This window comes from Bradyrhizobium sp. CCBAU 11434, from assembly GCF_028128895.1.
GTDB classification, from domain to species: Bacteria; Pseudomonadota; Alphaproteobacteria; order Rhizobiales; family Xanthobacteraceae; genus Bradyrhizobium; species Bradyrhizobium zhengyangense.
Window position 1 is genome coordinate 1 of the sequence record NZ_LBJX01000085.1, and the last position, 15,578, is coordinate 15,578.

The 15,578-nt window shown below is 62.6% G+C and carries 15 protein-coding genes; 8 read left to right on the top strand and 7 right to left on the bottom strand.

What is annotated here, in order from left to right:
• Positions 1-1,291, bottom strand: a 1,291-nt coding sequence (locus XI06_RS19185) for a HAMP domain-containing protein (protein ID WP_271606144.1), incomplete at its 3' end; no start/stop codon positions are given.
• 251 nt (positions 1,292-1,542) lie between these two features.
• Here XI06_RS19185 and XI06_RS19190 point away from each other — a divergent pair.
• The gene (locus XI06_RS19190) at positions 1,543-2,712 is read left to right on the top strand and encodes an FIST N-terminal domain-containing protein (RefSeq protein WP_237864291.1); all 1,170 of its coding nucleotides are present in this window, start codon (positions 1,543-1,545) and stop codon (positions 2,710-2,712) included.
• Complete coding sequence (locus XI06_RS19195; RefSeq protein WP_271606145.1) at positions 2,709-4,067, top strand: hybrid sensor histidine kinase/response regulator; 1,359 nt, start codon at positions 2,709-2,711, stop codon at positions 4,065-4,067. Before XI06_RS19190 ends, XI06_RS19195 begins: the two co-directional genes overlap by 4 nt.
• Positions 4,068-4,169: 102 nt before the next feature.
• Here the strand turns inward: XI06_RS19195 and XI06_RS19200 are convergent, their stop codons facing one another.
• Positions 4,170-4,676, bottom strand: coding sequence for a MarR family winged helix-turn-helix transcriptional regulator (locus XI06_RS19200; RefSeq protein ID WP_237864293.1), 507 nt, complete (start codon positions 4,674-4,676; stop codon positions 4,170-4,172).
• 150 nt (positions 4,677-4,826) lie between these two features.
• Between XI06_RS19200 and XI06_RS19205 the strand changes: the two genes are divergently transcribed.
• The 5 genes from XI06_RS19205 to XI06_RS19225 all read left to right on the top strand — a co-directional run bounded on the left by XI06_RS19205 (position 4,827) and on the right by XI06_RS19225 (position 8,752).
• Complete coding sequence (locus XI06_RS19205; protein ID WP_271606146.1) at positions 4,827-5,444, top strand: glyoxalase; 618 nt, start codon at positions 4,827-4,829, stop codon at positions 5,442-5,444.
• Positions 5,445-5,490: 46 nt separating this feature from the next.
• Positions 5,491-6,831 (top strand): epoxide hydrolase family protein, encoded by a 1,341-nt coding sequence (locus XI06_RS19210; protein ID WP_237864295.1) that lies wholly within the window; start codon positions 5,491-5,493, stop codon positions 6,829-6,831.
• 23 nt (positions 6,832-6,854) lie between these two features.
• On the top strand, positions 6,855-7,268 hold the full coding sequence (locus tag XI06_RS19215; protein WP_237864296.1) for a cupin domain-containing protein: 414 nt from the start codon (positions 6,855-6,857) through the stop codon (positions 7,266-7,268).
• 53 nt (positions 7,269-7,321) lie between these two features.
• Positions 7,322-7,783 (top strand): carboxymuconolactone decarboxylase family protein, encoded by a 462-nt coding sequence (locus XI06_RS19220; RefSeq protein ID WP_271606147.1) that lies wholly within the window; start codon positions 7,322-7,324, stop codon positions 7,781-7,783.
• Positions 7,784-7,876: 93 nt separating this feature from the next.
• Entirely contained in the window at positions 7,877-8,752 is an 876-nt protein-coding gene (locus XI06_RS19225; RefSeq protein WP_271606148.1) for an alpha/beta fold hydrolase, read from the top strand.
• Positions 8,753-8,763: 11 nt separating this feature from the next.
• On the opposite strand, the gene XI06_RS19230 is transcribed toward XI06_RS19225, so the two are convergent.
• From XI06_RS19230 to XI06_RS19250, 5 genes are all read right to left on the bottom strand, one after another.
• Complete coding sequence (locus XI06_RS19230; protein WP_237864299.1) at positions 8,764-9,465, bottom strand: response regulator; 702 nt, start codon at positions 9,463-9,465, stop codon at positions 8,764-8,766.
• A gap of 135 nt (positions 9,466-9,600) precedes the next feature.
• Positions 9,601-10,287, bottom strand: a complete 687-nt coding sequence (locus XI06_RS19235) for a response regulator (RefSeq protein ID WP_271606149.1) — start codon at positions 10,285-10,287, stop codon at positions 9,601-9,603.
• Positions 10,288-10,425: 138 nt separating this feature from the next.
• The gene (locus XI06_RS19240) at positions 10,426-11,631 is read right to left on the bottom strand and encodes a c-type cytochrome (RefSeq protein ID WP_333909351.1); all 1,206 of its coding nucleotides are present in this window, start codon (positions 11,629-11,631) and stop codon (positions 10,426-10,428) included.
• Positions 11,632-11,858: 227 nt separating this feature from the next.
• On the bottom strand, positions 11,859-13,574 hold the full coding sequence (locus tag XI06_RS19245; RefSeq protein ID WP_271606150.1) for a PQQ-dependent methanol/ethanol family dehydrogenase: 1,716 nt from the start codon (positions 13,572-13,574) through the stop codon (positions 11,859-11,861).
• Between the two features lie 336 nt (positions 13,575-13,910).
• Positions 13,911-14,360 (bottom strand): SRPBCC family protein, encoded by a 450-nt coding sequence (locus tag XI06_RS19250; protein ID WP_128949285.1) that lies wholly within the window; start codon positions 14,358-14,360, stop codon positions 13,911-13,913.
• A 662-nt stretch (positions 14,361-15,022) separates the two neighbouring features.
• On the opposite strand from XI06_RS19250, the gene XI06_RS19255 reads away from it, so the two are divergent.
• Positions 15,023-15,508: a (2Fe-2S)-binding protein gene (locus XI06_RS19255; RefSeq protein ID WP_237864303.1), complete on the top strand. Its 486-nt coding sequence runs from the start codon at positions 15,023-15,025 to the stop codon at positions 15,506-15,508.
• Positions 15,509-15,578: the final 70 nt, after the last annotated feature.

A 15,578-nucleotide genomic window follows, 5' to 3' on the forward strand; every position in this document is an offset into this window, starting at 1 on the left:
CGGATGATTCAAGCTGCACGGCTGAGGCCGAGACGTTGGACACGATGGCTCCGACCGCAGCTTCGAAATCATCGGCAAAACGGATCAGCTCGGCGCGGCGGCTCGCTGCCTGCTCCCTGTTCTGGGTTTCACTGGCGGCGGCATCGCGCTCGGCCTTGGCGACGGCTTGAACCTTGAACTCCTCGACCGCCCCGGCCATCTCGCCGATCTCGTCCTTGCGCCCGAGGCCGGGCAGCACGACGTCGAAATTGCCCGAGGCAAGCTCACGCATCGCCTTGCACATCGCGATCATCGGACGCGAGATGCCGGTGCCGAGCAGGAAGGCAAGGACCGCGCCCAACAGCGTGCCACCGATGGCAAGCATCAGCACCAGTTGCTCGGTCTTTCCGATGGTCGCTTCCGACTCCGCATCCAGCCGCTGCTGTTCGGCGACCAGATCCGCCTTCAGGGCGGAGGCGCCGCGCAAGATCGCACCCGCCGAGCCGCTCATCTCGGTGACGAGATCGTCGACCAGCTTGGCGTTGGCAATCAGCTTCTCCAGCGCTTCGCGATAGGCAACGAGGATGGTCTTGGCATCCTTCAGGCCGGCGACGATCTTGTCGTCCATGGAATAGACCGCGCCGAGCGAGTTCTCGACGAATTTCAGCCGCGCCAATGCACTGTTTGCGATTGACTGGTCGGACGTCAGGACGAAATTGGTCGCCGCGGAGCTCGCAGTCTGGAACTGGGCGTTGACCTGCTTGGTGCCGAATTCGATCGCCTGCGCTTCGGAATCTGAGGCGTTGTTGCCGATATCATCGAGCTTGTATTTCAGCAGATTGGCCTGGCGCGAGAGCTGGTTCTGCACCAGCAGCGCGCTGTCGCGCTTGGCGCGGAGGACCTTGGCGAAGGTCGCGGAAAAATTCGCGAATTCCTTGGCGAGCTTGTCGACGCTGTCCTGCCGCGCCGGTGTCTTGGCACTCTTGACGGCCTGGTCGATGGCGTTCTTTAGACTGGCTTCGGCGTCCAGCGCCGCCTTGGCGTCGTCTTCCTTGCCGGTGACGACGAAATATTTGACGGCCGAACGGTAGCCGAGCAGCTCGCGGTCGATGTTGCGCGCGAGATCGGCCTCCGAGACGCTGCTGCGATAGGAGCCGACGCCGGATGAAACCCGCTCGAAGCCGAAATAGGCGAATGCCATGCTGCCGGCAGAGATCACCAGCACCGCGGCAAAGCCGAGGATGATCTTGGCGCGGAATCGGAGGGTGGGAAATATGCTGCGCTTCGACGGCGACACGGTACGCCCGGACATTCCAACCCCCATTTCGTCTATTCAACCGCGATCCGGGGGCGCCCCGCCCCCAGACCCGGATGCGCAAAACTAAGGCAGAAACGATAAAGGGCGGTAAATTCGGCACGGCGGCGAGGCCGATCGCTTCGGGCCCGACCGATGCCCGCGCAGTCCCGGTCGCCGAGTTGCGGCAGGGCCGAAAAGACCTTACTGTCCGGACACTTGTCAGGTACTCGGCGCGAGACCGAGGTGAGCCTCGAGGGAGAAGCGGAGTGGGGCAAACCGACTTTCGGTTTAGCGACGCATCCGGCGTTGCCGTTGCGAAATCGAAGGCTGCGACCGTCGATGGAGCTGTAGCCGAGCTTGCGGCCCAGCTGCCGCCGGACGGCCTGGCTCTGATCCTGGTCTTCCTCTCACCTCACTACGACCCCCACCATTTCATCGCCGAGATCAGCCGGCAATTCGACACCACCCCGGTTTGCGGCTGCACGACCGCCGGCGAACTCGCACCTGACGGCTGGGACGAAAACAGCGTGGTGGCGCTGGCATTCAGCCGTGCCGATTTTACCGCGGTAGTCCGGCCGATCCTCAATCTCGACAGCTTCCGGGTCGAAGACGGGCGGCGGATCGGCGGTGAGCTATGTCACGAGCTCTTGCGCGTAAGCCCACAGGTCGACCGGGGCAATTCCTTCGGCCTGGTCCTGATCGACGGGCTCTGCCGCCGGGAAGAGGCGGTGATGTCCGCCATCTACGCCTCGCTCGACGATATCCCGATCGTCGGAGGGTCCGCAGGCGACGGGTTGCGCTTCGAGAAGACGTGGGTGTTCTTCGAAGGCCACGCCTATACGAATGCCGCCCTCCTGATCCTCCTGAACACGTCGCTGCCCTTCAAGGTGTTCAAGTGCGACAATTTCGAGCCGATGCCGCAGAAGATGGTGGTCACTGAAGCCGACATCGAGAGCCGCACGGTGAAGGAGCTGAACGCGGAGCCCGCCGCCGAGGAATATTCCCGAATGGTCGGGATCATGGAGGATGCCAAGCTCGACCCCTTCTCTTTTGCGTCCCACCCGGTGCTGGTCCGTGTCGGCGGCTCCTACTTTGCGCGGTCGATCCAGCGCGTCGAGCCCGACGGTTCGCTGCATTTCTTCTGCGCCATCGACGAGGGCATGGTACTCACCGCCGCCACCTCGCGAAGTCTCGTCGGCTCGACGCAGGACCTCTTCGCGCAAATGCAGGATCAGATTGGCGAGGTGTCGCTCTATATCGGCTTCGAGTGCCTGCTACGCCGGCTCGATGCCGAGCAGCACCAGCTCGCCCGCGACATGTCCGAGCTGTATCGACAGAATCGGGTCGTCGGTTTTCACACCTATGGTGAACAGTTCGGCTCGATGCATGTGAACCAGACATTTACAGGCGTCGCCATCGGCAGGCGGCAGGCGTGACCGAGGCGTGGCAGGATCCTGCGACGGTTGAGCAGCTGCGGCGCGAGACCGCGAAGCTGAAGAAGATCAATGCAGCGCTGATGTCGCGCGTCGAGCGCTCGATGGACCAGCAGCTCAACGCCTTTTCATTGTTCGAAACCGCCATTGCGCTCGACCACAAGGTTCGCGACCGGACCTATCAGCTGCGTGAGGCCTTGCATTCGATCGAACGCGCCAACGAAGGCCTGTATCGGGCCAAGCAGCAGGCGGAGGCGGCAAGCTCGCTGAAATCCTCGGTGCTGATCTCGGTCACCCACGATCTGCTGCAGCCGTTGAACGCGGCGCGCCTGACATTGTCGGCGCTGACGGAGATGATGGAATCGCAGGATGCCGGCCTGCTGATCGATCAGGTCGACCGCTCCCTGCTGACGCTGGAAGACCTGCTCCGCTCTTTGCTGGAGATCGCCAAGCTCGATGCTGGCGCACTCAAGCCCGACATACGCGCGATTGCACTGGCGCCCCTGTTCGAGCAGCTGCGCAACGAATTCGAGCCGATCGCCGCGCGGCAGCGCCTGGCTTTGCACATCTGCACGACGGACCTCGCGGTATCCTCGGATGCGATGATGCTGCGACGGATCCTGCAGAACCTGATCGCGAATGCAATCCGCTATACGCGGATTGGCCGCGTCACCATGGACTGCGGGCATCGCGCAAATCGGGTCTATGTCGAGGTTTCGGATACCGGGCCCGGAATTCCACAAGCGCAGCAGGAGGCGATCTTCCGCGAATTCCAGCGCGGCGACGCCAGCGCCACCGACCAGGCCGGATTCGGGCTTGGCCTCTCCATCGTGCGCCGTTTCGCAACCGTGCTCGGGCACGAGGTGCGCCTGTCATCGCAAATCGGCCAGGGATCGACCTTCACGATCGAGATGGAGCTGGCCGAACGCACCGAGGTCAGCGACGAGGCCCATGCAATCAAGCTCGCGGACCGGCAATATGGCGGGCTCGAAGGTGCCAAGATCCTTCTGATCGAAAACGACCCGTCGGGCTCGGAAGCGATGGCTGCCTTGCTCGAAGGCTGGGGCTGTGATGTCGCCACCACGCGCTCAGGCGCGGACGCGTTGCTGCGCCTCAGCGAGCTCGGCGGCGCGCCGGACGCAGTCGTCGCCGATCTCCACCTCGATCACGGCGAGAGTGGCCTGTCGGCCATCGCGGACGTCCGGGAGCATCTGAAGCTCGACACACCGGCGATGATCATCACGGCCGACTACTCCGAAAAGGCCGCGAAGGAAGCGAGCCTGCACGGGCTCGAAGTGCTCAAGAAGCCGATCAAGCCCGCCGAAATGCGGGCCCTGCTGTCATTCCTGCTGAGCTAGGCAGCGCGGGTGATCTTCGCCTCATCCCGCTTGTGGAGGGCCTATCGGCTTGGCCAAGACAAAAATGTCGAAAACAACCCCATGCAAAGTAGGCAGGGCCTGTCACTCCTCCTCCATCGCCTTGATTAAATTGTCGCGGAGCCTGACGACGGTTTTCTGCAACTGCGCGAACTCATCCGGCTTAAGTCCGCTCGATTTCACGAGATTCATGTGCATGCCCTTCTCGCGGAGGCGGCGGCCGGCGTCGGTGAGGCTGACGCGCACCTGCCGCTCGTCGGCGGGATCGCGCTGGCGGCGCAAATAGCCCATCGCCTCGAGCTTCTTGAGGATCGGCGTCAAGGTGTTGGATTCCAGGAACATCTTGTTGCCGAGTTCACTCACGGTTTGGTCGTCCTGCTCCCACAGCGCCACGATCGCGATCCACTGCGGGTAGGTCAGGCCGAGCTCATCGAGGCCCGGCTTGTAGGCTCGTCCATAAGCGAGGTTGGCCGAATAGATCGCAAAGCACAGGAAATCGTCGAGGCGACGTTCGCCCGCAGCCGGGGTCGGCTTCTGTTTGGTCGTTGAATCGTCTCTGGAATCGTCTCTGGAACCGTTTTGCAGGCTCATTGGTGGCAGTCCCTTCCGACACGGACATGTGAAGTCCCGCATGCATATATATCGCATCCGATTAAATCGGAAGGGTTGACATTGACAGCCGGCGGGACTTTATACAGCGCATCCGAATATATCGGACACGATCTAATTCAGGAGAGAGCCATGCCTGCCAAGAATGCAAACGAGACCACCAGAGCGCCGGCGATCGACATGACGCTCGGATGGAGGCTGGACGCCGATTTCGCGGGGCCTGACGACTACCGCGTCATCCAGTACACGCCGCCCGGCTCCCCCTCCTCGGTCATCTTCGGCAAGAACGTGACCGCGGCGGCACCCGGCTCCGCCCAGGGCCTGTACCTGATCGTCTCCGACATCGAAGCCGCGCGAAACGATCTGCGCGATCGCGGTGTCGAGGTCAGCGAGGTCTTCCACGCCGAAGGCGACGTGCACACCGGACCGGACGAGCCCTATCTGTTCGGGCGACGTCGGATCAGCGGCCTCGATCCCGCGCGCACCAGCTACCGCTCATACGTCTCGTTCAGGGATCCGGACGGCAACGGCTGGCTGTTCCAGGAGATTACCGCGCGATTGCCGGGACGCGTAGAGCCGGCAGGCACGACATTCACCTCCTCGACTGAACTGGCGAGCGCGCTCCGACGTGCGTCCGCCGCACACGGCGAGCACGAGAAGCGGAACGGCGGTCAGCACGATGCGAACTGGCCGGACTGGTACGCCGATTACATCGCCCGCGAGCAGGCGGGCCAGCCGCTGCCGGCCTGAGCCGCGGCCGCGACGTCACCCAATCGAACCAGTGAGGGAGAGTCCAATGCGTGCGCAGTCAAGTTCCAAAGTCATCAACCCGGACCGCCGCCAGCTGTTGCGCTCCGCCGCGATGGGAATTGCCGCGGCGGCTGCCGCAAGCCTTTTCCCCGCGCATCTGGCGCCGGCGGCGACAAGTGACGACATCCACCCCTTCCGGATCAACGTTCCGGAAGAGGCACTGATTGACCTGCGCAGCCGCATCAATGCGACGAGGTGGCCGGAGCAGGAAACCGTCGCCGACGAATCGCAGGGCGTACAGCTTGCGACCCTTCGGGACCTCGCGCGCTATTGGGCAACGGACTATGACTGGCGGAAGATCGAGGCAAAGCTCAACGCCCTGCCGCAGTTCATCACCGAGATCGACGGACTGGACATTCATTTCCTTCATGTCCGTTCGCGGCACGAAAATGCGTTGCCGCTCATCGTCACCCATGGGTGGCCCGGTTCGATCATCGAGCAGTTGAAGATCATCGATCCTCTCACCAATCCAACGGCGCATGGCGCGAGCGCATCGGACGCCTTCCATATCGTGATCCCGTCCGTTCCCGGCTACGGATTTTCTGGCAAGCCGGCCACCAGCGGCTGGGGCCCCTCTCGCGTCGCGCGCGCCTGGGTCCAGCTGATGAAGCGCCTTGGCTACACCCGCTTTGTCGCGCAGGGCGGAGACATCGGTGCTCTCATTTCCAATGCGATGGCCGAACAGGCGCCGCCGGAACTGCTGGGCATCCACACCAACTTCCCCGGCACGATTCCGCCTGACATCACCAAGGCGTTGCAGAGCGGTGAGATGCCATCCGGTCTCTCAGCCGACGAGCAACGCGCCTTCGACCAGGTGAAGGATTTTCGCGCCAAGCATTTTGCCTACGCCGCAATGATGGCGACGCGGCCACAGACGCTCTACGGCTTGGCAGATTCTCCGGTCGGCCTCGCCGCCTGGATTCTCGACCACGGTGACGGCGATGCGCAGCCGGCGGCGGCGATCACTTCGGCTGTGCTCGGACGCACCATCAATGGGCACTCCGCAGGCGACGTCACGCGCGACGACGTCCTCGACGACATCACACTCTATTGGCTGACGAACACCGCGATCTCGGCGGCCCGCTTCTATTGGGAAAACAAGGGAATGAGCGCACTGAACGCGGTCGACATCTCGATTCCCGCTGCTGTGAGCGTCTTTCCAGGCGAAATCTACCAGGCCCCGCGCAGCTGGACCGAGCGGGCCTATCGCAAGCTCATTCACTACAACAAGGTCGACCGAGGCGGACACTTTGCAGCCTGGGAACAACCGCAACTTTTTGCGGAAGAGGTCCGCACAGGCTTCCGTCCGCTGCGCAAATCGATCTGAAAATTCTGACCAAGGAGCACGAAGTGACCAAGCATCAAGTGAAGAGGAAAATCCTGGCGATCGCGGCGCTTGTCGTCGGAAGCGTTCTGGCCTCCAGCGCGGCGCAGGCTCAGCAGGCGGGCGTGACGCGCACCGATCTGCAACGGCACGATCTCTCTGCGCCCGGACGCGAAGCCGTCCAGGTACGCGTCGACCTCGCCCCGGGGGTCGCGTTCGGCAAGCACACGCATCCCGGCGAAGAGATCATCTATGTCCTCGAGGGTTCGCTCGAGTACCAGATCGAGGACAAGCCGCCGATTACCCTGAAGGCCGGCGACGTCCTGTTCATTCCGGCCGGAACGGTTCATGCGGCAAGGAACGTCGGCAACGTCACTGGCAGCGAACTCGCGACCTATATCGTCGAAAAAGGCAAGCCGCTGCTCGCATTGGTGAAGTGACGGCGGCGAGCGACAAAAAGGACCTGACCACCTACGTTCATCGAGGAGCTAAAATGAGCAAGCGGCTCGACTACAATCAGATCGCACCAGCAGGCGTGAAAGCGCTGGGCGGCGTCTACGGCTATGTCATGCAGAGCAACCTTTCGCCTGCGCTGATCGACCTGATCTATCTGCGAATTTCCCAGATCAACAACTGCGCGTACTGCCTCGACACGCACACCCGTGACTTGCTCAAGAAGGGAGTGACGATCGAAAAGCTCGCGCTGGTACAAGCGTGGAGAGAGGCCGGCAACGTCTTCGATGAGCGCGAACGCGGCGCCCTGGCATGGGCCGAAACGGTGACGCGCGTTGCGGAGACCAACGTGCCGGACGAAGCGTATCAAGCCGCCCGTACCGTGTTCGACGAACGCGAACTCGTGGATCTCACGATCGCGATTGGCTTGATGAACGCCTACAATCGCCTGGCCATCAGCTTTCGGAGCACGCCGCAGGCCGTACTCGAGCATCAGGCGTAGCAGCAGTCCGAATTCGTCTCCGCCGGACCTCCTTGGCCTCCAGATCACCTCGACCCGCACGCCGACTCGTAACGGGATGAAAGGACACTGACCATGTCACACCGGACCAACGACAACTCGATCGGCTTCTTCGAGATCAGCGAAGATATCACGCTTCGAAGGATGGTTCTGCGCAGCGCGAGACCGAGGGGGACCGTCCTCTTTCTGCACGGCTTTCCAGAGACCCTTTATGCGTGGAAGGATATCGGCGCGGCCCTCGCCGGGGACTACGAGGTCCATGCCTTCGACTGGCCGGGCTACGGTCTTTCATCGAGGCCCGCGGTCGACAGGTTCTCCTACGCGCCGACGGACTACGCGCATGTTCTGGATCGGTACATCGCGAAAGCAGACATCGACGCATCCAGGCTCACGATCTACGCAACGGACATCGGCGCCCTGCCGGCACTCCTGCTGGCGGTGGAAAAACCCGATATCGCAAGGGCCATCATCGTTGGCGACTTCGCCCCGTTCAACAGGCCGCAGTTCATGGCCGAGAATCTGCAAAATCTGAAGGCGGGGCCTGCCATGGCGCAGGTCCGCGCTATCATGAACAGAAATCGCGACGAGATCCTGGAAAACGTCTTCACAAGAGGCTTCCCCAAGGAGGCGCGGTTCGACGTTTCGCAGGAATTCAGGGACGACATGTCCCGCGGATGGAGTCACGGCGCCATGACGACCGTCGACGCATTCTCCCACTACTACTCGCACTTCACACGAGACCAAGACCACTTCGAAACGCAACTGGCTCGGCTCAAAACTCCGTTGAAGGTGATTTGGGGTGAGAAAGATCTCTACATCAAGAAGGAGATGGGAGCGGAGCTCGCTGAAAGGGTACGCGCGGAATTCACGCTTCTCCCCGGCATTGGGCACTACCCTCACCTCCAACATCCGGAGGGAACCGTCGATGAGGTGCGCGCCTCGTTCCGATGACTGACGTCTGGCTATCCCGAGGGCGGATCGGCCTGCGAACGCTCCCGCTTCGGGCCGGTCCCCTCGGCAGCCAGCGTCGCGAAATCGATCCTGGACATTTCGACGATGGCCTTGGTGCGACTAATCACGTTGAGCTTGCGCAGGATGTCCGAGACATGGACCTTCACCGTAGTCTCCGAGATCTTCAGCTCAAAGGCGATCTGCTTGTTCTGCAGGCCGCGCTTGAGCATTTCGAGCACGCGCAATTGCTGCGGCGTCAGCTCGTGCAGGCGTTTGATCAGATCCTGCGCCGGGCCGGACCCGCGCTGCGGGCGGACGGGCGCGCGATAGGCGGCGGGCACGCAGATCGAGCCGCGCAGCACCTCGCCGATCGACTGCGCCAGATCCTGCTTGGACGACGATTTGAGGATGTAGCCGGCCACGCCGAGCGACAGGGCGCCGGAGATGATCTGCGGATCCTGATGGCCTGATACGATGACGATTGGAATCTTGGGAAACGACTTGCGGATGCGGATGATGCCCGAAAGACCCGTCGTGCCCGGCATCGACAGATCAAGCAGGATGAGATCGAGCTCCGAAGTCGCCGCGACCAACTCGAGCGCCCCGTCGATCGAAATCGCCTCAAGGATCTCGGCCGTCGGCGCCACCATCTGGAGCGCGCCTTCGAGCGCCTCGCGAAACAACGGATGATCTTCGACAATCAAAAATCGCATCGCGCGTGAGCCACTGTGAAGGTCTTGCGGGAAACCTCGCCCGGGATGTGACCGGAACGGATGTTGAATTGCCTCACGTGAGAATGTCCCAGCCGGGCCGGGCCGGCTTGACCCAGGTCAAGAACGACGACCGCGTCATTGCGGCTTCCCGCGATCGACCCGCGCATAGGGACGCCCCTTGGGATCGGGCAGGTCCATCTCGCCGATCTCGATGACCGCCTTGTTGCGGCTGAACAGCCCGAGCTTGCGCAGAATCTCGGTGATGTGCGCTTTGACCGTGGATTCGGCCAGCGCAAGCTCCTGCGCGATCTGCCGGTTCGGGAAGCCTCGACGCAGCAGATCAAGCACGCGCAGCTGCTGCGGCGTGAGCTCGCGCAGCTTGACCTCGAGCGCCTTGCTGGCGTCGGCCCGGCGCAGCCGCGGCCCCGCCACGAAATCCTTCGGCACCGACACCGAGCCGCTGAGCACGCCCTCGATCGATTGCGCGAGCTCACGCTTCGACGTCGACTTCGGAAGATAGCCGGCGGCTCCCAGCGCGAGCGCCTCACGAACGATGTGCTGGTCCTCCTCGCTCGACACGATGGCGACGGGCAGGCGCGGATAGGCCTCGCGCAAACGCAGAAAGCCGGAGAAACCGGTCGCATCGGGCAGTGACAGATCGAGCAGGGCGAGGTCGATGCCCTGCTCGGCCAACAGGATATGCAGCGCGTCCTCGATCGACATCGCCTCGAAGATCCGCGCCTCCGGCAAGGCCAGCCGCACGGCATTGCCGAGCGCTTCGCGAAACAGCGGATGATCGTCGATGATCAGGAAGCTGGTCATGGCGCCTTCCCAGGATCGCGCCGCACAGGCATCCTCCGCGAGAGCGGAAGCGACATATCGATGCGGCACCCGTCCGGCGCCTGGATGATGCCGGACGGAAGCTAGCACATCCTCCCGATCGCGTTTGGTCAAGATCGTTCAGTCGTTGGATTCGGTCTGGACCGTCAGCAGGAAGGAATAAATGTTGTCGAACTGGTCGTCGGTGAAGACCTCTTTCCAGGCCGGCATGCCCTTGGTCGGCCGTCCTTCATGCACGGTCGTCCAGAATGTCTGGCGCATGTCGTCGCCGTAGCGGTGACGCAGCAGCCGCAGGTCGATCTTCCGCTCGCTCTGGATCGCGTCGGGGCCGTGACAATGCGCGCAAGTTCCATTGAAGATTTCCTTGCCCGCACCGACCGCCTCGGCGGCTGGCGCAGCCGCATCGCCCTTGATCTCGGTCGCGGCGACCTTGGCGATCTCAGTGACGTGAACGCCGGTCTGGGCTCCGCTTCCCATGCCAGTCGTTGTTCCCGCAGGCACCGCTCCGTTCACGCCGAAGCGAACCGGCTTGCCGCTCGGCAAGCCGTATTTCACCGCGAGTTCGCCGATCGTCCGTTGAAGCTGTGGCAAGACAGCATCGACGCGATCACGAAGCTCAGTGGACGTCTTCGCGAAGCCGATGGCCGCATCCCATGACAGGCCTTCGCCCTCGGTGAGCTCAATCTGGTAGCGGTCATTGTAGCCGGTCTTGTTCAGCCAGCCGGCAACCGGCCCCCAGATGAAGGCGACGTCGGCCTTGCCCTGGTCGAGCGCCTGCATACCCTCCTCCGGTGACAGCACGGTCACCATTTGGACGTCGTCGCGGCTCGCGAGCAGGTTTTGCGGCGTGCTGGCGTACTGCACGGCGACCCGCTTGCCCCTGAGGCCGTCGATGCCGCCGAGCGCCGGGCCCTTCGCGGCCACGAGGGCATAGCCTTCCTTCGCGAACGGACTGGAGAAGATCACGGCCGGTCCCATGAAGTCCTCGGACCGCGGCAGCCCGATCATGGCGTCGCATTGCTTGCCGAGCAGCGTGACGCGCACGGTGCGCTTGCCGAAATAGGATTTGTACCAATCATAGGTGATCGGCCGGCCGAGCGCCTGCGCCAGGGCCTGCCCGATCTCGACATAGAAGCCCGGCTGCGACGGACTATCGCTGGAGAACGGAAGATTGGTCGGATCAGCGCAGAGACGAAGCGGCTGCTGCGCCTCGTCGGCGTGAGCCGTGATAACAGGTGCGACCATCGCGGACGCGGCGGCCCATGCGACGAGCCCGGCAATGCTACGGTTTCGCGTCTTGCCACTTCCAAGATGATTCGGACGCATCCTCATCTCCCGCAGTTGGGAATTGTTGGACCAATGCGCGATGAGATCAGGGTGAATCGTCATCGCGCTTTAGGTTGTTGTTTTGAGCATGACCTATTCGGGAAACCGCTGCGCACTTTTCCGGATCATGCTCCAGGCGTTGCGGCGCGCATCAGCCGAGCCGCAACGATCGTCTGGAAAAAGCGCGCGCGTATCTCGTCACCTCTGAAAGATACGCGCGCGAGTGGTCACTGGACGGAGAACACGAAGAGCGAACCGCCCTCGGGAGCTGCGGCCGTCATCTTCTTGCCCACGTCGCCCAGGAACGCCGGTAGCGAAGCCGTGCGGCCGACGACGATGGCCACGTATTGCTTGCCGTCGACCTGATAGGTCACCGGGCCCGCACCGATGCCGGAGCCGAGATTCTTGCTCCACAGCACCTTGCCGGATTTCGCATCGATGGCCCGGAAGTCGCCATGGATGTTGCCGGCAAACACGAGGCCGCCGCCGGTGGTCAGCGTGCCGCCGTTGAACGGCAGGTCTTCCTTGATCGACCAGACCTTCTTCTGCGCCACCGGGTCCCAGGCCACGAGCTCGCCGAGGAATCCGCCGGGGCCCTCCTTGGTCGGGAATTCGGCGCCGAGATAGAACACGCCGCGCTTGTAGGAGACGTCGCCGACCGACCAGTCCATGCAGACATTGTTGGACGGGATGTAGACGAGGCCGGTCTGCGGGTTGAACGACATCGGCTGCCAGTTCTTGCCGCCAATCAGGTTCGGGCAGATATCCTTGGCAGGATGACCCGGCCCCGGCCGCTTGTCGGGATCCTCGACCGCGCGCATCGTCGCGATGTCCCACTTCTTGGCCCAGTTGGAGAACACGTATTTCTCCGCCGACAGCACCTTGCCGGTCTCGCGATTGGCGACGAAGAAGTAGCCGTTGCGATCCGCCTTCATCAGCGCCGGAACGGTGCTGCCGCCGATCTTGAGATCCGCAAGCACCGCCTCGTTGACGCCGTCATAGTCCCAGGCATCGGCGGGCGTGGTCTGGATGTGCCACTTGATCTTGCCGGTGTTGGGATCGAGTGCGAGCGTCGAGGCGGTGTACAGGTTGGTCAGCTTGCCGAAATTGCCGTCGCCGGTCGAGCGCACCGCAGTGTTCCACGGGCCGGGATTGCTGGTGCCCCAATAGACCGTGTCGCTCTTCGCATCGTAGGAGCCGACCAGCCAGGCGGCACCACCGCCATGCTGAGCCGAGTCACCCTTCCAGCTGTCGCCGCCAGGCTCATCCGGCGAGGGAACGGTATAGGTCTGCCAGAGCTGCTTGCCGGTGTTGATATCGAAGGCCTGGAGCGAACCGCGAACACCATATTCGCCGCCGCCGAAACCGGTGATCACCTTGTCGCGTACGACGAGCGGCGGCGACGTGATGACCGAGCCCTGCTTGTAATCGACCACCTTCGACGTCCACAGCACCTTGCCGGTCGCCGCATCGAGCGCCGTCAGCTTGCCGTCGAGACGGCCGACGAAGATCTTGCCGTCGGCATAGGAGACGCCGCGGCTGTTCACGTCGCAGCAGGCATATTGCAGCACATCATCGGGAATGTCGGGCTCATAGGTCCATTTGCGTGTGCCGGTGGCCGCATCGAGCGCGTAGACGTATTTCGGACCCCATGAGCTCGAGACGTAAAGCGTGTTGCCGATCACGATCGGCGAGGATTCGTTCGAGCGCAACGACGCCAGCGAGAACGAGTAGGCGAGCGTCAGCTTGCCTGCGTTCTCGGTGTTGATCTGCTTGAGCGGGCTGAAGCGCGTGTTTCCGTAATCGTGACCGGCAACGGCCCACTGGTTGGAATCGGATTGCGCCTTGATCAGGGAGTCGTTGGCGCGAGCGCCTGGTGTCGCGGCGGCCAGCATCGCAATCATCGAAATGCCGGCCAAGAAGCCCTTTGTAGCAAAGGTCATGTATTCCCTCCGATGTTGTTGTGTGCACCGCGTTGGGCGCTCGTGATGCGCAGTTTGTCTGCGACACCATCGACCGGAATTACAACATCGCCGCGCAGCGCTTAGTATGGGCGGAAGGTAGTAGTGCAAATCATTGGCGACTTTCGCTGTGCATCTCCTTGTTGAAGCTTGCGTCTTTGGCTTGTTTTACAGCTCGAAATGGACGTTCGGATTTTTGCAAGGCACAGGACTCGACCGTCGTCCCGGACAAGCGGAGCGAAGCGACGTGCAGATCCGGGACGACGGATGAGTTCCTAGCGATCTTGCATCGTCGGGTGCAGCGATGCTGCGCATCGATCACGATGATGGCGCTACCACAGACGCAAAACTCTCGAAGAAGTTCGCGGCGAGTTTGCGCGACGTCGAATCGATCAGCCTCGAGCCGAGCTGCGCAAGCTTGCCGCCGATCTGCGCCTCGGCCTCGTAGTGCAGGATGGTGACGCCGGGAGATTCCTCTTCCAGCCTGACCTTCGCACCGCCCTTGGCAAAGCCCGCGACGCCGCCGGCGCCTTCGCCGATGATGCGGTAACCATTGGGCGCGTCGATATCCGTGAGCGTCACCTTGCCGCTGAATGTCGCCTTCACCGGGCCGACCTTCAGCACCACGGTCGCGACCATCTCCGTCGGCGACGCCATCTCGAGCGATTGGCAGCCGGGAATGCAGCGCCTGAGAATGTCGGGATCGTTGAGCGCGGCCCACACATCGGCTTTCGACGCGGGGATACGCTGACTGTCGTTCATCTGCATCGCTTCCACCCCTTGGCTGTTGCTTGTACAGCTCGACTAGGCGCGCGCGCGGGTGCGATCAATCGCCAGGAAGTACTAGGGCTGCTTTGCTGCGGCTCATTCATTCGATGTCATTCCGGGGCGCGACGAAGTCGCGAGCCCGGAATCCATTCATCCACCAACCTGCCGTTCGAAGGATTCCGGGCTCCCTCGCGCCGCTCGGGCCCCGGAATGACGTTCGAGTGTTGCGACGCCGACGGCCGTTCCACGCCCCCCAAGCTGGCGGCGGCGCGCTGCATCGCAGCTAACAAAATCAATGACTTAGATCGCCGTCACCTACTACCAAGATCGCGATTACAACGGGCATGGAAGGGTGCTCCTATTCGCACAACGAACAAGGCAGCAAAGGGAGAAACGGCGCGCGAGGAGCCCGACGTCCAAGGCGTGCTTCGCGCGATAAGGTGAGCACGGCAGCCACCGACGAAGCAGCCATCGTTCTCGAAAGCTTCTTGTACGGCCACGCCACGCATTGGCGGCGGCACGGAACATCGTGACCGAATCGCGCACCTGCGGCGACAGTCACAATGACCTTTCCATGACGCGCGATGACTAAAATCCCAGTTGCAAAGTTCCGTTCGCGCTGTCTCTAATTGGAATAACGACAAACATTCGGGAGGTATCACGTGTCTACAGTCAAACTGACGGTGAACGGCAAGGCCGTTGCTGTCGAGGTCGAGGACCGCACGCTGCTGGTCCATCTCTTGCGCGATCACCTCAACCTCACCGGAACCCATGTCGGCTGCGACACCAGCCAATGCGGTGCCTGCGTCGTGCACTTGGACGGCCGTGCGGTAAAATCCTGCACCATGCTGGCCGGCCAGGCCGACGGCGCCAGCGTCACCACCATCGAAGGCATCGCCAAGGGCGACGAGCTGCACCCGATGCAGGCCGCCTTCCGCGACAATCACGGCCTGCAATGCGGCTATTGCACGCCGGGCATGATCATGTCGGCGATCGACATCGTGCAACGTCATGGCGGCCAGCTCGACGAGGGCACGGTCCGTCAGGAGCTCGAGGGCAATATCTGCCGCTGCACCGGCTACCACAACATCGTCAAAGCCGTGCTGGATGCGGCCGGACGCATGAAGGTCTCGCAGGCGGCCGAATAGGGCCCGGCTCGAACGAACGATCACCACTGCAGCTTTCGATGGAAAGCGCAGGCATAGCAATTCCGGTCGG